Origin of the sequence: Ralstonia condita (genome assembly GCF_958405655.1) — a bacterium.
Classification (GTDB): domain Bacteria; phylum Pseudomonadota; class Gammaproteobacteria; order Burkholderiales; family Burkholderiaceae; genus Ralstonia; species Ralstonia condita.
This window is the reverse complement of sequence record NZ_CATYWO010000001.1, coordinates 1377905-1394849: the sequence shown is the minus strand read 5'-3', so window position 1 is coordinate 1394849 and position 16945 is coordinate 1377905. Positions and strand designations below refer to the sequence as shown.

Annotated in this window: 12 protein-coding genes; 10 read left to right on the top strand and 2 right to left on the bottom strand. The window is 62.6% G+C overall.

Annotated elements, in window-relative coordinates:
- Positions 1-141 precede the first annotated feature (141 nt).
- From R2N03_RS06525 to R2N03_RS06500, 6 genes are all read left to right on the top strand, one after another.
- A complete protein-coding gene (locus tag R2N03_RS06525) occupies positions 142-1770 on the top strand; it encodes a 3-(methylthio)propionyl-CoA ligase (RefSeq protein WP_316656424.1) in 1629 nt (542 codons plus the stop codon).
- Between the two features lie 222 nt (positions 1771-1992).
- The gene (locus tag R2N03_RS06520) at positions 1993-3249 is read left to right on the top strand and encodes a branched-chain amino acid ABC transporter substrate-binding protein (protein ID WP_316656422.1); all 1257 of its coding nucleotides are present in this window, start codon (positions 1993-1995) and stop codon (positions 3247-3249) included.
- A 120-nt stretch (positions 3250-3369) separates the two neighbouring features.
- Positions 3370-4317 carry a branched-chain amino acid ABC transporter permease gene (locus R2N03_RS06515; RefSeq protein WP_316656603.1) on the top strand — a complete coding sequence of 316 codons (948 nt, stop codon included), beginning with the start codon at positions 3370-3372 and terminating at the stop codon, positions 4315-4317.
- The gene (locus tag R2N03_RS06510) at positions 4318-5634 is read left to right on the top strand and encodes a branched-chain amino acid ABC transporter permease (protein WP_316656420.1); all 1317 of its coding nucleotides are present in this window, start codon (positions 4318-4320) and stop codon (positions 5632-5634) included.
- A gap of 2 nt (positions 5635-5636) precedes the next feature.
- Entirely contained in the window at positions 5637-6425 is a 789-nt protein-coding gene (locus tag R2N03_RS06505) for an ABC transporter ATP-binding protein (RefSeq protein ID WP_316656417.1), read from the top strand.
- Complete coding sequence (locus tag R2N03_RS06500; RefSeq protein ID WP_316656412.1) at positions 6425-7144, top strand: ABC transporter ATP-binding protein; 720 nt, start codon at positions 6425-6427, stop codon at positions 7142-7144. The genes R2N03_RS06505 and R2N03_RS06500 overlap by 1 nt, the downstream gene beginning before the upstream one ends.
- Positions 7145-7212: 68 nt before the next feature.
- Here R2N03_RS06500 and R2N03_RS06495 read toward each other — a convergent pair whose 3' ends face one another.
- Both R2N03_RS06495 and R2N03_RS06490 read right to left on the bottom strand, forming a co-directional pair.
- On the bottom strand, positions 7213-8739 hold the full coding sequence (locus R2N03_RS06495; protein WP_316656409.1) for an amino acid permease: 1527 nt from the start codon (positions 8737-8739) through the stop codon (positions 7213-7215).
- 78 nt (positions 8740-8817) lie between these two features.
- Positions 8818-10353, bottom strand: a complete 1536-nt coding sequence (locus R2N03_RS06490) for an amino acid permease (RefSeq protein WP_316656407.1) — start codon at positions 10351-10353, stop codon at positions 8818-8820.
- 358 nt (positions 10354-10711) lie between these two features.
- On the opposite strand from R2N03_RS06490, the gene R2N03_RS06485 reads away from it, so the two are divergent.
- From R2N03_RS06485 to R2N03_RS06470, 4 genes are all read left to right on the top strand, one after another.
- On the top strand, positions 10712-12793 hold the full coding sequence (locus tag R2N03_RS06485) for a 3-hydroxyacyl-CoA dehydrogenase NAD-binding domain-containing protein (RefSeq protein WP_316656405.1): 2082 nt from the start codon (positions 10712-10714) through the stop codon (positions 12791-12793).
- 36 nt (positions 12794-12829) lie between these two features.
- A complete protein-coding gene (pncA, locus tag R2N03_RS06480; RefSeq protein ID WP_316656403.1) occupies positions 12830-13462 on the top strand; it encodes a bifunctional nicotinamidase/pyrazinamidase in 633 nt (210 codons plus the stop codon).
- A gap of 57 nt (positions 13463-13519) precedes the next feature.
- Positions 13520-14698 carry an acetyl-CoA C-acyltransferase gene (locus R2N03_RS06475; RefSeq protein ID WP_316656401.1) on the top strand — a complete coding sequence of 393 codons (1179 nt, stop codon included), beginning with the start codon at positions 13520-13522 and terminating at the stop codon, positions 14696-14698.
- 358 nt (positions 14699-15056) lie between these two features.
- Positions 15057-16925 (top strand): acyl-CoA dehydrogenase, encoded by a 1869-nt coding sequence (locus R2N03_RS06470; protein WP_316656399.1) that lies wholly within the window; start codon positions 15057-15059, stop codon positions 16923-16925.
- Positions 16926-16945 lie beyond the last annotated feature (20 nt).

Below are 16945 nucleotides of genomic sequence, written 5' to 3'. Positions count from 1 at the left end.
GTTCGCAGGATTTTTTAGATGGCCGGGTAAACGTGGGGGCCGATGCCGCAGCGCACAACAACATCCCGTTGACGCGTCAGACGATCACGGGAACAATCGGCCAAAAAATAGAACGGTTGTTCAGTTTTTCTAGGAGACACCATGGCCCTGATGGGACAAATGATGAGCGCACCCTTGCTCATCTCGACCATCATCGAACACGCCGCGCGGAATTCCGGTTCGACCGAGGTCGTGTCGCGCCGGGTTGAGGGCGATATCCATCGCACCACGTACCGGCAAGTGCGAGACCGCTCGAAGCAGCTGGCAAATGCGCTGGCCGCGCTGGGCGTGCAGCCCGGCGAACGCATTGGGACGCTGGCCTGGAATGGCTATCGTCATCTCGAGATCTACTACGGCGTGTCCGGTTCGGGGTCGGTGTGCCACACCATCAACCCGCGGTTGTTTCCCGACCAGATCGCCTACATCGTCAACCACGCCGACGATCAGTACGTCTTCTTCGATCTGACGTTCGTACCGCTGGTTGAAGGCATTGCCGCGCATTGCCCGAACGTGAAGGGTTGGGTGGCGATGACCGATCGCGCGCATATGCCGGCCTCCAGCGTGCCGATGCTCTGCTACGAAGAGCTGCTCGATGCGCAGAGTGCCGAGTACACGTGGCCGCAGTTCGACGAGAACACCGCCGCCGGTCTCTGCTACACGTCGGGCACGACCGGCAACCCGAAGGGCGCGCTGTATTCGCATCGCTCCACGGTGCTGCATTCGTACGCGTCCGCGTTGCCGGATGCGCTCGGATGCTCGGCGCAGGACGTGATCCTGCCGGTGGTGCCGATGTTCCATGTCAATGCCTGGGGTCTGCCGTATTCGGTGCCGCTGGTCGGTGCCAAGCTGGTCTTCCCGGGGCCGAAGCTGGACGGCGCCTCGCTGTACGAGCTGTTCGAGCAGGAACAGGTGAGCTTCTCGGCTGGCGTGCCGACCGTATGGCTCGGGCTGCTGCAGCACGTGCAGGCCAACAAGCTGAAGTTCTCGACGTTCCGCAAGACGGTCATCGGTGGCTCCGCGGCGCCGCCGGCCATGATCCGTACGCTCAAGGAACTCGATGTGGAAGTGATCCACGCCTGGGGCATGACGGAGATGTCACCGCTGGGCACGACGTGCAGGCTGATGGGCAAGCATGCAGGCCTGTCCGATGACGCCAAGCAGCATGTGCTCGAGCGCCAGGGCCGCGCCATCTATGGTGTCGAGATGAAGATCGTCGACTCGGAGGGCCAAGAGCTGCCCTGGGATGGCAAGGCCTTTGGCGACCTCTACGTCCGTGGGCCATGGACCATCCAGAGTTACTACCGCAACGACAAGTCGCCGCTGGTCGACGGTTGGTTCCCGACCGGCGACGTGGCCAATATCGATGCCGACGGCTACATGCAGATCACCGATCGCAGCAAGGACGTGATCAAGTCGGGCGGCGAGTGGATCTCGTCCATCGACATTGAAAACGTGGCTGCTGCGCACCCCGCGGTGCACATGGCAGCCTGCATCTCCTGCTATCACCCCAAGTGGGATGAACGGCCGCTGCTGGTGGTGATGAAGAAGCCCGGTGCAGAAGTCACGCGTGAAGAGATGCTGAAGTTCTTCGAGGGCAAGGTGGCCAAGTGGTGGATTCCCGACGACGTCGTGTTCGTCTCCGAGATTCCGCTCACGGCCACCGGCAAGATGCAGAAGCTCAAGTTGCGGGAGCAGTTCAAGGATTACCGGTTCCCCTCCACGCAAGGTTAGACACAAGGCAGAAACCGCCGCCCGTGCCCCGGCAGCAGGCCAAGCACACGGACGGCGGACGTAAGACAACCGGATCAGGGCCGGCCACTGCGCAGCGATGCTGCTGACGCAGCGGGATGAAGCCCGGGCGCGTTGCAACCTGGAGACGCAAGCAGCCGACGTGCTCGACAACGGCACGCGGAGAGTGACTCGCAGGCGCTCCACCACATGAAGGAGACACGCATGACGAAGTTCCGTCCGTTGGTTGTGGCTGTCGCATGTGTCGCGGCAATTGGTGGTGCAGCCCTGCCCACCGGAGCATCTGCCGCCGAAACCGTCAAGATCGCCTGGATCGACCCGCTGTCGGGTCTGATGGGCGCGCTGGGCCAGAACCAGCTGCGCAGCTGGCAGTACATCGCCGACATGGCGACACAGAAGAACTGGGCTGGCGACGGCACCAAGTTCGAGGTGGTGGGCTTTGACAACAAGCTCTCGCCGCAGGAAAGCCTGACCGTGCTCAAGCAGGTGGCCGACCAGGGTATCCACTACATCGTGCAGGGCAATGGCTCGAGTGTTGGCATGGCGCTGGAGGAGGCCGTGGCCAAGTACAACGAGCGCAATCCGGGCAAGGAAATCGTCTACCTGAACTACGCGGCGGTAGACCCCGACATGACCAACAGCAAGTGCAACTACTGGCACTTCCGCCTGGACGCCAACTCCGACATGAAGATGGAGGCACTGACCAGCTATCTGGCCAAGGATCCGAAGGTCAAGAAGGTCTACCTCATCAACCAGAATTATTCGTTCGGCCACCAGGTGGCGCGTGCGGCCAAGGAATATCTCAAGCGCAAGCGTCCGGATATCGAGATTGTCGGCGAAGACCTGCATCCGCTGGCGCAGGTGAAAGACTTCTCGCCTTATGTCTCGAAGATCAAGGCTTCGGGAGCCGACACGGTCATCACCGGCAACTGGGGAAGTGACCTGGCGCTGCTCATCAAAGCGAGCAAAGACGGCGGCCTGAACGCCAACTTCTATACCTACTACGCCTCGACCACCGGCGTGCCGACAGCGATGGGCGCCGCAGGTGCCGATCATGTCAAGTACGTGGGGTACTGGAACGTCAATAACGATGGCTACAAGGGCGCTGACATCGTCGAGGGCTTCAAGAAGAAGTACAACGATGACTTCTACCTGATGGCCTCGTACACGGGCATTGCCATGCTGGCCAAGGCTGTCAAGCAGGCCAAGTCCGCCGAGCCTGCCAAGGTTGCCAAGGCCTTTGAAGGGATGAAGGTCGACAGCCTGAACGGCACGTTCGAGATGCGCGCGTCTGACCACCAGGGCCAGCAACCGCTCTACATCGCCACCTGGGAGAAAACCAACGGCAATACCGTCAAGTTCGACCAGGAAAACACCGGCTACGGTTGGAAGACCAACGCCGTACTCGACGCGTATGTGGCGTCGCAGCCGACGTCCTGCCAGATGAAGCGTCCCCAATAACGCTGGTCGTTTAACGGCAGGTGGAACGCCGAAGGGCTGCCCGATGCTATCGTGCGGCGATGTTTTAAACGGGGCATGGGCCGATGCATTCGGCCCATGCCCCGCCGAAAGGGCTGTAGCGTGGAATTCCTAGTCATCAATCTGTTGAACGGCGTCAGCTATGGGCTGCTGCTGTTCATGTTGTCTTCGGGCCTGACGCTGATTTTCAGCATGATGGGCGTGCTGAACTTCGCGCACGCCAGCTTCTACATGCTGGGCGCGTATTTCGCCTATGTCGTCAGCGGCCATCTTGGCTTCTGGGCTGCACTGATCGTGGCGCCGCTGCTCGTCGGCACGCTGGGCGCGGTGGTGGAGCGCTTTTGCCTGCGCACAGTGCACCGCTATGGCCACGTCGCGGAACTGTTGTTCACCTTCGGTCTGGCCTACCTGATTGAAGAGGGCGTGAAGCTGGTGTGGGGCCTGCCAGCCGTCCCCTATCGCGTGCCGGATGTACTGGACGGGCCGCTGTTCACGTTGTTCACCTCGTCGTTCCCGAAGTACCGCGCTTTCATGATGCTGGTATCGCTGCTGATGCTGGTGGGCATCTTCCTGCTGCTCACGCGCACCCGCATCGGCCTTGTCATCCAGGCGGCGCTCACGCATCCGGACATGGTGGAGGCGCTGGGCCACAACGTGCCGCGTGTGTTCATGCTGGTGTTCGGCGGCGGCTGTGCGCTGGCCGGGCTGGCGGGCGTGATCGGCGGCAATGCCTTCGTCACCGAGCCGTCGATGGCGGCCGCGGTCGGCTCGATCGTATTTGTGGTGGCGGTGGTCGGGGGGATGGGCTCGCTCGTGGGCGCCTTCATCGCGTCGCTGCTGATCGGTTGCATCCAGACCTTTGCTGTCACCTTGGATATCTCGGTGACGAGCGTGCTGGAAAAGATCGGCGTCACGCTCAGTCCCGATGTGCCGCTCAGCTCGGTCTGGAACCTGACGATTGCGCAAGTTGCACCGGTGCTGCCTTACCTGCTGCTGGTGTTGATGTTGATTTTCCGCCCGCGCGGGCTGATGGGTACGCGGGAGAGCTAAATGGAACGCGTCATGCAACAACAACAAACGCTGCCGACCAACGATCGCTCGCGCACGATGAAGTTCAGGCCGGTCAACCTCACCCGGTGGCTGATCTGGGGTATCACGGCGCTGGTGATGATCGTGCTGCCGCTCATCTGGTCGCAGGGCTTTGCAATCACGCTGCTCTCGCAGATGGGCATCATGATCATCTTCGCGCTGTCATACAACATGCTGCTGGGGCAATCGGGCATGCTGTCGTTCGGCCACGCGGTATATGCGGGTCTGGGCGCCTTCATGGCCGTCCATCTGCTCAACAAGATCGGCGCGATCCAGGCAGTTGGTATTGCAGGGCCGCTGACAGTCGCACTGCTGCCCATCGCTGGTGGCCTGGGCGGTGCGCTGTTCGGCGTGATCTTCGGCTACGTCACCACCAAGAAATCGGGTACGACGTTCGCCATGATCACGCTGGGTATCGGCGAGATGGTTTTCGCCAGCGCCCTGATGTTCCCGGACTTCTTCGGCGGCGAGGGCGGTGTCTCCACCAACCGAAGCATCGGCGATGCGTTGATGGGGGTGACGTTCGGTCCGGCGCGCCAGGTGTATTACCTGATCGCCGCCTGGTGCCTGATCTCGATGGCGCTGATGTACGCCTGGACGCAGACTCCGCTGGGCCGTATCGCCAACGCGGTGCGCGATAACCCGGAACGTGTCGAATTCATTGGCTACAACACGCAGCGCGTGCGGTTCCTGGTGGTGATCCTGTCGGCGTTCTTTGCCGGCATTGCCGGTGCGCTGTCGTGCATCAACTTCGAGATCGTCACGGCGGAAAACGTCTCTGCGGTGCGCTCCGGCTCGGTTCTGCTGGCGACGTTCATTGGCGGCATGGGGAGCTTCTTCGGGCCGATCATCGGTGCGGTGCTCACCGTGTTTTTTACAGTGGCGCTGTCGGGCATCACCAAGGCGTGGCTGCTGTATCTGGGCCTGTTCTTCGTGCTGATGGTGATGTACGCGCCGGGTGGCATTGCCAGCCTCCTTGTCATGCATCTGCCCATCATTCGCCGCGGTAAGTTCATGAGGCTCGTGCCCGCGTATGCGGTAGCGATTGTGCCGGCCGCCGTGCTGCTGGTTGCGCTGATCTCCACGGTCGAGATGATCTACGCCATACAGGACGAAAGCTCGGGCGGCGTCGCCACGCTGTTCGGGATGTCGTTTGAACCGGCAACGTGGATGCCGTGGGCGGTGGCTGCCGCTCTGTGGCTGGTGGGGGCCATCGGTCTGCGCGTCGCAGGCAGCAAGCTGCGCGCCGCCTGGGACAACGCTTTGCAGGAGCCGTAATCATGAGCCAAACCACTTCCGGGCCGATCCCCGCGCTCGAGTTGCGTGATGTACGCAAGCGCTTTGGCGCCACAGAAATTATCCGCGGCGTCAATCTCACCGTCGGTAAGGGTGAGCGGCATGCGCTCATTGGCCCTAACGGCGCGGGCAAGTCGACGACGTTCAATCTGATCTCGGGCAGGTTCCCCGCCAGTTCGGGCAGTGTGCGACTGAACGGTGATGAGATCAGCGGCCTTGCGCCGTTCGAGATCAATCGCAAGGGCCTGTCGCGCAGCTTCCAGATCACCAACATCTTTCACCGGCTGTCGGTGTTCGAGAACCTGCGCTGCGCGGTGCTCTGGTCGCTGGGCTACAAGTACTCCTTCTGGCACAAGCTGGCCGAGCTGCGCGATGCGCGTGAACGTGCAGAGGAGGTGCTGGAGCAGATCGGTATGACGCACCGGCGCGATGCCCCTGCTGGCATGCTGACCTATGCCGAACAGCGTGCGCTGGAAATCGGTATCACCATCGCGGGTGGGGCGGACGTGATCCTGCTGGATGAGCCCACTGCCGGCATGAGCCGCTCGGAATCGGACCACGCAGTCGACCTCATCCGCAAGGTGACGGTAGGCAAGACGCTGGTGATGGTCGAGCACGACATGAGCGTCGTGTTCGGCCTGGCTGATCGCATCTCCGTGCTGGTCTATGGCGAAGTGATCGCCACCGATACGCCTGAAGCCATTCGCAATAACCGCCGCGTGAAAGAAGCCTACCTCGGCACCACGCTGGACGAACCCGCAGGAGCGCATTGATGGCGACAAACACTCCCATGCTCGAAGTGCGCGGCCTGCATGCGTACTACGGCAAGAGCCACATCCTGCACGGCGTCGATATGCACGTGGGCGAGGGCGAGATCGTTGCCCTGCTCGGGCGCAACGGGGTGGGCCGCTCGACCCTGGCCAAGTCCATCATGGGCATGGTCAGGCATGAGGGCGAGATCCTGCTGCGCGGCAAGAACGTCAGCGGCCTGCGCACCTTCGAGGTGGCGCATCAGGGCATCGGCTACGTTCCCGAGAACCGCGACATCTTTCCGACATTGACGGTGCGCCAGAACCTGCTGCTGGGCGAAAAGCGCAATCCCAGCCAGCCCAAGCGGCGGTGGCAGCTGGAGGACATGTACCAGATGTTCCCGCGCCTGAAGGAGCGCGAGAACACGGCTGCTGGTGTGCTGTCCGGCGGGGAGCAGCAGATGCTGACGCTGTGCCGCACGCTGATGGGCGATCCCGATTTCATCATTATCGACGAGCCGACCGAAGGTCTTGCGCCGCTGATCGTGACACTCGTGGGCGAGTATCTCAAGACGCTCAAGGAGCGCGGAATCTCCGTACTGCTGGTGGAGCAGAAGCTGGCTATCGCCCTGGACATTTCACAACGCGTGTATGTGATGGGCCACGGCCAGATCGTGTTTGAGGGAACGCCCCAGCAGTTGAAGGCGGATGCGAAGGTCCGGCAGGAGTGGCTGGAGGTTTAAACGCCGCAGGTCGATCCACGGCGTACAGATGGCCCGCATGGACAACCGTGCGGGCTTTTTTCTGGCAGTCAGTTGACGGCTGTGCCCGCCGCAGAGGCTTCCGTGGTCGCCTTGGCTTGCTGGAGATGCTCGGCGCTGAACTGCATCTCCGAATACTTCACAAAGCGCGTCTTGAACTTCCAGCGGTAAGCCAGCCAGATCACCACGAACAGGATCACGCCGCAATACGTTGCGATGAAGGCGCCAAAGTTGTCGACGGGTGCAAACAGCGCCTTGGTGTTCTGCCCAAGAATGATCACCACGCACAGGATCGCCACCATGATCGGCCCGAAAGGGAAGAACGGCGACCGATACGCCAGTTGCGCCACGGAATGCCCCTGGCTCGTGAACCCCTTGCGGAACCGGTAGTGCGCCAGCGCAATGCCGAACCAGGCGATGAAGCACGTGACCGCAGACGTATTCAGCAGCCACAGGTAGACCACCTGGTCGCCAAACAGCGAACTGAAGAAGCACAGTGCGCCAACCGCCGACGTGGCCAGCAGCGCGCGATGCGGCACTCCATTGGCCGACACCTTGGCAAACCAGCGCGGCGCCTGGTTCTCGAGCGCAAGGTCATACAGAATCCGCGTCGATACGTACAGGCTCGACGTACCGGACGACAGCAGCGCGGTCAGCACCACCGCATTCATCATCCCAGCCGCAAACGCAAGGCCCGCATGCTGGAACACCAGCGCAAACGGGCTGACGCCGACGTCGGTCGCTTCATTGCGCAGCAGGTTCGGGTCGGTGTATGGCAGCAGCACGCCGATGATCAGGATCGCCAGCACATAGAACAGCAGGATGCGCCAGAACGTCTGGCGGATGGCGCGCGGGATCGTGCGGGAGGGGTTCTCCGCCTCGCCGGCAGCCACGCCAATCGTCTCGACGCCCTGGAACGAGAACCCGGCGATCATCGCCACGCCGACCATGGCCGGCACGCCGCCCACGAACGGCGCATCGCCCACGGTGAAGTTCTGCCAACCCGACTGCGGCCCGCCGTGCATGATGCCGAAGATCATCGCCAGGCCGATCAGCAGGAACACGACGATGGTCACCACCTTGATCATCGAGAACCAGTATTCCGCCTCGCCAAAACCGCGCACGGAGAAGGCGTTGAGGCCAAACATCAGCAGCAGGAATGCGGCGCTCCAGACCATGCCCGACACGCCTGGGAACCAGTACTTCATCACGAGTTGCGCGGCAGCCAGTTCCACGGCTACGGACACGGCCAGCGCAAACCAGTAGTTCCATCCGAGCGCAAAACCGAAGCCTTCTTCGACATACAGGCGGCTGTAAGTCACGAACGAGCCCGAGACGGGCAGATGCACCGCCAGTTCGCCAAGACTCGTCATCAGGCAATAGACCATCACGCCGATCAGCGTGTAGGTGAGCAGGGCGCCGCCGGGCCCCGCCTGCGCGATGGACGCGCCGGACGCAACGAATAGCCCCGTGCCGATGGCGCCGCCCAGGGCAATCATCATCAGGTGGCGCGAGCGCAGGCGTCGGCGCAGTTCGGATTGGGCTTCGAGGCCGGTGGGGGTGATGGATGTATGCATAGCCGGTGGCGCCTGAGCGGGCGCCCCAATAAAAACGCCCGCCGGACGCTGTGCAAACGGCTGGCGGAGCGGGAGTGATTACTGCGTACGGTTCGCGACGGTCGGCAATTCGGGGCCAGGGTCTTGGCCGGCCAGCGAATCGCGCAGCACGGGCGGGCGCGGGAAGTGCATATCTTGATAACGGACGATGCCGCCCCCGCGCACCAGCCGGTAGCCGATCCAGATCAGGAAGAAGACCGGGATGCCGATGTACGTGGCGATCACCGCTGGCCAATCGACGGTGCCGGTGGTGAATGCCTGGTAGTTCTGGCCGAGCGTGATGACCAGGCACAGTCCAAACGCGAACAAAGGGCCATATGGAAAGAACTTGGAGCGGTACGGCAACTGCGCCGGATCATGCCCCTGCGCCACAAGACCCTTGCGGAACCGATAGTGGCTGATGGCAATGCCAAGCCATGCCACGAAGCCGGTCATGCCCGAGGTGTTCAGCAGCCACAGGTAGACCGTCTTGTCGCCATACAACGAACTCAAGAAGCAGAGCGCGCCGACGGCGGTCGTGGCCAGTAGCGCATTGCGTGGCACACCGTTCCGGGTGAGTTGCGCAAAGATGCGCGGCGCGCGGCCCTCGGTGGCCAGGTTGTAGAGCATCCGCGTGGATGCATACATGCCCGAGTTACCGGCCGACAGCACGGCGGTCAGGATCACCGCGTTCATCAGGCCGGCGGCAAACGCAAGGCCTGCGTGCTTGAAAACGAGCGTGAAGGGGCTCACGCCAATGTTCGTCACTTCCGTCGACAGCAGATTGGGATCGGTGTACGGCACCAGCGCGCCAATGATGAAGATCGCCAGCACGTAGAACAGCAGGATCCGCCAGAACACTTGTTTGACCGCACGCGGAATGGTGCGCGCCGGGTCGGCCGATTCGCCGGCCGCCACGCCAATCAGCTCCGTCCCCTGGAACGAGAATCCCGCGATCATCGCCACGCCGATCATCGCCGGCAACCCGCCGACGAACGGCGCATCACCGATCGTCAGATTCTGCAGGCCCGATTGCGGACCGCCCTTCATGATCCCGAAGATCATCGCCAGGCCAATGCCGATAAAGAAGATGACGGTGACGACCTTGATGAGTGCGAACCAGTATTCCGCCTCGCCAAAGCCGCGCACCGAGATGGCGTTGAGCAGAAACATGATGGCAAGGAACGCGGCACTCCATAAGACGCCGGGCACATCGGGAAACCAGTAATGCATGACGAGCTGCGCGGCCGCCAGCTCAACGGCAATCGTCACGGCCCAGTTGTACCAGTAGTTCCAGCCAAGCGCGAAGCCGAAGCCTTCGTCCACATACAGCGCGCCGTAGGTGGCAAACGATCCGGAAACGGGCATATAGGCGGCAAGCTCGCCCAGGCTGGTCATCAGGAAATAGACCATTGCCCCGATGAGGATATAGGCGGCGAGCGCGCCTCCGGGGCCCGCTTGCGAGACCGAGGCGCCGGAGGCGACGAAAAGCCCGGTGCCGATCGAACCGCCGATGGCGATCATGGTGAGATGGCGCGCGCGCAGGGTACGTCGCAAGCCAGGTGTCTCGGAAGACGGGGTGGCGTATTCGGACATGGAGACAGAGTGGGCGATTTTGCTCGGATCGCGAGCGAAATCAACAAAATGTGACGAGACATTCCCCGCACCTGTTGGGCGCCGGCGAACGAAATGCGCGACTCTATCAAAACCGTCTGGTGGGCTGCAAAAAATCGATGCTGCCGCACCCGCCATCGTGCCTGCTATTGCTTGCCGGATCGCCCTTCGGAGGGCCCCGTGCAGCGCAAAAATAAAAATTGAACGACCGTGCTATTTTGTGTATTCTGTGTCGAGTCGCGGGCCCGCCGCGCGCAGAAAAAAGACATTTGAGAGACAGTTCAACCGCGAGGCACGGCGCGTCGTTTCAGCCGGCCCTCGCATCACCAAAGGAACAAGCATGACAGCGGAGTACAAGGTCCAGGACGGCGTTGCCGTCATCACGCTCAACAACCCGCCGGTCAATGGTCTTGGCCACTCCACGCGGCTGGGCATTGTCGAAGGCATGGTGAAGGCAGGCGATGATCCGAGCGTCAAGGCCATCGTCATCACTGGCGCGGGCAAGGCCTTCTCGGGCGGTGCCGACATCCGCGAGTTCAACACCCCCAAGGCGACGCAAGAGCCGACGCTGCACGCCGTCATCAAGGCGGTCGAGTCGAGCACCAAGCCGGTCGTGGCCGCCATCCATTCGGTGGCGATGGGTGGTGGGCTCGAATTGGCGATGGGCTGTCACTTCCGCGTCGCTGCACCGGGTGCGCAGATCGCGCTGCCGGAAGTGAAGCTGGGCATCCTGCCGGGCGCAGGCGGCACGCAGCGTCTGCCGCGCGCCATTGGCCTGGAGCCGGCGCTGAACATGATCGTTTCCGGCAACGCCATTCCGTCGGAAAAGCTGGCCAAGAGCGGCCTGTTCGACCAGATGATCGAAGGCGACCTGATGGCTGGCGCCATTGACTTCGCGCTGAAGGCTGCTGCCGAAGGCAAGCTGCCGAAGCTGCGCGATCGCAAGGTCGAGCACGACAATCCGCAAGGTTTCCTGCAATTCGCCCGTAACACGGTGGCTGCTGTCGCCAAGAATTTCCCGGCGCCAGGCAAGTGCGTCGATGCCGTGCAGGCCGCGGTGGAAAAGCGCTTTGACGACGGTATCAAGTTCGAGCGCGAGCTGTTCATTGAGCTGGTGAATACGCCGGAATCGCGCGCCCTGCGTCATGCGTTCTTCGGCGAACGCGCAGCGAGCAAGATTCCGGACGTGCCGGAAGCCACGCCGGTGCGCAAGGTGGAGAAGGTTGCCGTGATCGGCGCCGGCACGATGGGCGGCGGTATCTCGATGAACTTCCTGAACGCGGGCATTCCGGTCACGATGCTGGAAACCAAACAGGAAGCGCTGGACCGCGGCGTGGCCACCATCCGCAAAAATTACGAAAACAGCGCCAAGAAGGGCAAGCTCACGCAAGAGAAGGTCGAGCAGCGCATGGCCCTGCTGACCCCGACGCTGTCCTACGACGACATCAAGGACGCCGACCTCGTCATCGAGGCCGTGTTCGAAGAAATGGGCGTCAAGGAAGTCGTGTTCAAGAAGCTGGACGAAGTCGTCAAGCAGGGCGCGATCCTGGCGTCGAACACGTCCACGCTGGACGTCGACAAGATCGCCAGCTTCACCAAGCGTCCGCAGGACGTGGTCGGCATGCACTTCTTCAGCCCGGCCAACGTGATGAAGCTGCTGGAAGTCGTGCGCGGCAAAGAGACGGCCAAGGACGTGCTGGCTACCGTCATGAAGCTGGCCAAGGCCATCAAGAAGACGGCGGTCGTGTCCGGCGTGTGCGATGGCTTCATCGGTAACCGCATGATCGAGCAATACAGCCGCCAGGCCGGCTACCTGCTGGACGAAGGCGCGCTGCCGGAGCAGGTCGACAAGGCCATCGAAAAGTTCGGCTTTGCGATGGGCCCGTTCCGCATGGGCGATCTGGCCGGCAACGACATCGGCTGGGCCATCCGCAAGCGCCGCGCTGTGGACAAACCGGACATCGTCTATTCGAAGACCGCCGATCTGCTGTGCGAGATGGGCCGCTTTGGCCAGAAGACCGGCGGCGGCTGGTACGACTACAAGGCGGGTGACCGCAAGCCGTATCCGAACCAGCAGGTCAACGACATGATCGTCCAGCACTCGAAGGATCTGGGCATCACCCGCCGCAAGATTTCGGACGAAGAAATCGTCGAGCGCCTGGTGTTCGCGCTGGTCAACGAAGGCGCGAAGATCCTGGAAGAGGGCATTGCCTCCAAGGCGTCGGATATCGACATGGTCTACCTGACCGGCTACGGCTTCCCGCTGTTCCGCGGTGGCCCGATGCTCTACGCAGACACCGTCGGCCTGTACAACGTTGCGCAAGCCATGCACCGCTATAGCAAGGGCTACCACGGGGAAGCCTGGAAGGTCGCGCCGCTGCTGCAGAAGCTGGCCGACGAAGGCAAGGGCTTCAACGGCTGATGCGCGGCTAACGGACCAAGCGACTAAGCAACCGCCATGCAACTCACGCCCACCGATTGCCTGCTGATCATCGACGTGCAGAACGACTTTCTGCCCGGCGGTGCGCTGGCGGTGCCGGACGGCGACCAGGTCATTCCGGTCGTCAACCGGCTCGCCCAGGCGTTCGGTCGCGTGGTGCTGACGCAGGACTGGCACCCGCGCGAGCACGTGTCGTTCGCAGCCAACCATGCAGGAACGCAGCCGTTCGGCACGATCGATCTGCCGTACGGCCAGCAGGTGCTGTGGCCGGTGCACTGCGTGCAGCACAGCACCGGCGCCGCGCTGGCCGATGGTCTGGAGGCACCGCATGCGCAGTTGATCATCCGCAAGGGCTATCACCCGCATATCGACAGCTACTCCGCCTTCTTTGAAGCGGATCGCAAGACGCCGACGGGCCTGCTGGGCTATCTGCGCGAGCTTGGCGTTAAGCGCGTGTTCTGCGTTGGGCTGGCCACGGATTTTTGCGTGGCGTGGTCGGCACTGGATGCGCGTGCCGCAGGGCTGGAGGTTGCTGTCATCGAGGATGCGTGCCGGGCGATCGACCTGAGCGGGTCGCTTGCCCAGGCGTGGCAGCGCATGACGGATGCAGGCATTGCACGGTTGCAGTCGTGCGACGTCTTGAACGGATAACGAAATACCTGGCGCGGAACGGAAACCGCGCCTCCACCAGATACGAGGAGCAACACCATGACCGAAGCAGTCATCGTTTCCACCGCACGTACCGGCCTGGCAAAGAGCTGGAAAGGCGCTTTCAACATGACGCACGGCGCCACGCTGGGCGGCCACGCCGTGCAGCACGCCATTGCCCGCGCCAAGATCGAAGCGGGCGAAGTGGAGGACGTGCTGATGGGCTGCGCCAACCCGGAAGGCGCGACAGGCGCCAACATCGCTCGCCAGATCGCCCTGCGCGCCGGCTGCCCCGTGACCGTGCCGGGCGCAACCGTCAACCGCTTCTGCTCGTCGGGCCTGCAGACGATTGCCATGGCCGCGCAGCGTGTGATTGCCGATGAAGGCGACATCTTCGTGGCGGGCGGCGTCGAATCCATCTCGTGCGTGCAGCAGGAGATGAACCGTCACATGATGACCGAAGGCTGGCTGAACAAGCACAAGCCCGAGATCTACTGGAGCATGCTCCAGACCGCCGAGAACGTCGCCAAGCGCTACAACATCGGCAAGGATCGCCAGGATGAATACGGCGTGCAGAGCCAGCAGCGCGCCGCCGCTGCCGCCGCTGCCGGCAAGTTCAACGACGAAATCGTCCCGATGACGACCGTGATGGGCGTGGCCGATCCCAAGACCGGCCAGCTCATGACGCGCGAAGTCACGATCTCCGCCGACGAAGGCATCCGTGCCGACACGACGCTCGAAGGCGTGTCGAAGATCCGCACCGCCATGCCGGGTGGCGTAGTTACGGCAGGTAATGCCAGCCAGTTCTCCGATGGTGCCTCGGCAGTCGTGGTGATGAACGGCAAGGTGGCCGCTGCCAAGGGCCTGCAGCCGCTGGGCGTATTCCGCGGCTTTGCTGTGGCTGGCTGCGAGCCGGATGAAATGGGTATCGGCCCGGTGTTTGCCGTGCCCAAGCTGCTGAAGAAGGCCGGCCTGAAGGTCGAAGACATCGGCCTGTGGGAACTGAACGAAGCGTTTGCCGTGCAGGTGCTGTACTGCGCAGACAAGCTGGGCATCCCGATGGACCGCCTGAACGTCAACGGCGGTGCCATCGCCGTGGGCCACCCGTACGGCGTGTCGGGTGCACGCCTGGTCGGCCACGCGCTGATCGAAGGCAAGCGCCGCGGCGTCAAGTACGTGGTCGTGACCATGTGCATCGGCGGCGGCCAAGGCGCAGCCGGCCTGTTCGAGGTGCTCTAAACAGACAGGCTCCCGCTCAAAACGGGAGCCTGTTTGTTTGTGCCAAAACTGGCTTGATCGCTAGCGCATGCACCCCAGACGGTTTGGCCGTTGACGTTCCTGCCCTAGATGGCGCCTTGAATTTTCGTCAGCGGGCGGAAGCAAGACGGGAAACTGTCTGAGCGAAGCGAGTTTTTCCCGTCTCCGCCCGGTGGCGAAAATTCAAGGGGTGGGTCGCCATCTCGGGCGCGCCTTTCTTTGCTTACTTTCTTTGGCAAGACAAAGAAAGTGAGTCGGGCCCGGCAGGGCACGAAACAAGGGGTTGACCCAAGGCCCTCGCCCAGGCAGGGCACGAAACACAGGATGCACCACCAACATCATGTCCTCGAAACTGCTATCCCGCCGCGACCTCAGCTTCCTGCTCTACGAATGGCTCAACGTCGAATCGCTCACACGCATTCCACGTTACGCAGACCACTCCCGCGAAACCTTCGACGCTGCACTCGATACCTGCGAGCGCATCGCAACGGACCTGTTCGCCCCGCACAACAAGAAAAACGATCAGGAAGAACCGCACTTCGACGGCAACAAGGTCCACATCATCCCCGAAGTGAAGGTCGCGCTGGACGCCTTCAACAAAGCCGGCCTGATGGCTGCTGGGCAAGACTTTGAACGCGGCGGCATGCAGCTGCCGACCGTGGTCGAAAAAGCCGGCTTCGGCTTCTTCAAGGCCGCCAACGTCGGCACCAGCTCATACCCGTTCCTCACCATCGGCAATGCCAATCTGTTGCTTGCGCACGGCACGCCCGCGCAAATCGAGACCTTCGTGCAGCCCGAGATGGAAGGCCGCTTCTACGGCACGATGTGCCTGTCGGAGCCGCAGGCAGGCTCGTCGCTGTCGGACATCGTCACGCGGGCCGAATATGAAGGCGAGTCGCCGCTTGGCGCGCAATATCGCCTGACCGGCAACAAGATGTGGATCTCTGCCGGCGAGCACGAACTGTCGGACAACATCGTCCACCTCGTGCTGGCGAAGATTCCCGGCCCGGACGGCAAGCTGATTCCGGGAGTGAAGGGTATTTCGCTCTTCATCGTGCCGAAGTTCCTCGTCAATACCGATGGCACGCTCGGCGAGCGCAACGACGTCGTGCTGGCCGGCCTGAACCACAAGATGGGCTATCGCGGCACGACCAACTGCCTGCTGAATTTTGGCGAGGGTACGCAGTTCCGCCCGAAGGGCGCAGACGGGCAGCCCCGCGCGGGCGCCATCGGCTACCTCGTCGGCGAGCCGCACAAGGGCCTCGCGTGCATGTTCCACATGATGAACGAGGCGCGCATCGGCGTCGGCATGGGCGCGACGATGCTCGGCTACACAGGTTACCTGCATGCGGTGGACTACGCGCGCAATCGTCCGCAGGGGCGTCCGGTCGGGCCGTCGGGCAAGGATGCGGCATCCCCGCAAATCCGCATCGTCGATCACGCCGACGTGCGCCGCATGCTGCTGGCGCAGAAGGCCTACGTGGAAGGCGCGCTGGGCCTGAATCTGTATTGCGCCAAGCTCGTGGATGAGGAACGTGGCGAGACCGACGCCGCCAAGCGTGCCAAGCTCGGCCTGCTGCTCGACATCCTCACGCCGATTGCGAAAAGCTGGCCGTCGCAGTGGTGCCTGGAGGCCAACAGCCTGGCGATCCAGGTACATGGCGGCTACGGCTACACCCGCGAATACAACGTCGAACAGTTCTACCGCGATAACCGCCTGAACCCGATCCACGAGGGCACGCACGGCATCCAGGGTCTGGACCTGCTGGGGCGGAAGGTCGTGATGCAGGATGGTGCGGCCTTTGCCGCACTGGGCGAACGCGTGCAGGCCACTGTCGGCCGTGCGCTGGAGACCGACAACGAATCGCTGGTCGGCTATGGCCGGGCGCTCGGCATGGCGACGCAAAAGCTCGCCAAGGTCACGCAGACGCTGTGGGCGGCTGGTGACCCGCGCGTGACGTTGGCCAATGCATCGGTTTATCTCGAAGCCTTCGGCCATGTCGTCATCGCGTGGGTCTGGCTGGAGCAGGCCCTGGCTGCGGCCGAGGCATTGCCTGCCGCGCAGGGCGACGATGCGGATTTCTATCGCGGCAAGCTGCAGGCTGCGCGCTACTTCTTCCAGTGGGAGCTGCCGAAGATCGACCCGCAGATCGCACTGCTGGGTTCGCTCGACACCACGACGCTGGACATGCAGGACGCTTGGTTCTAATTACGACAACGACACTGGAG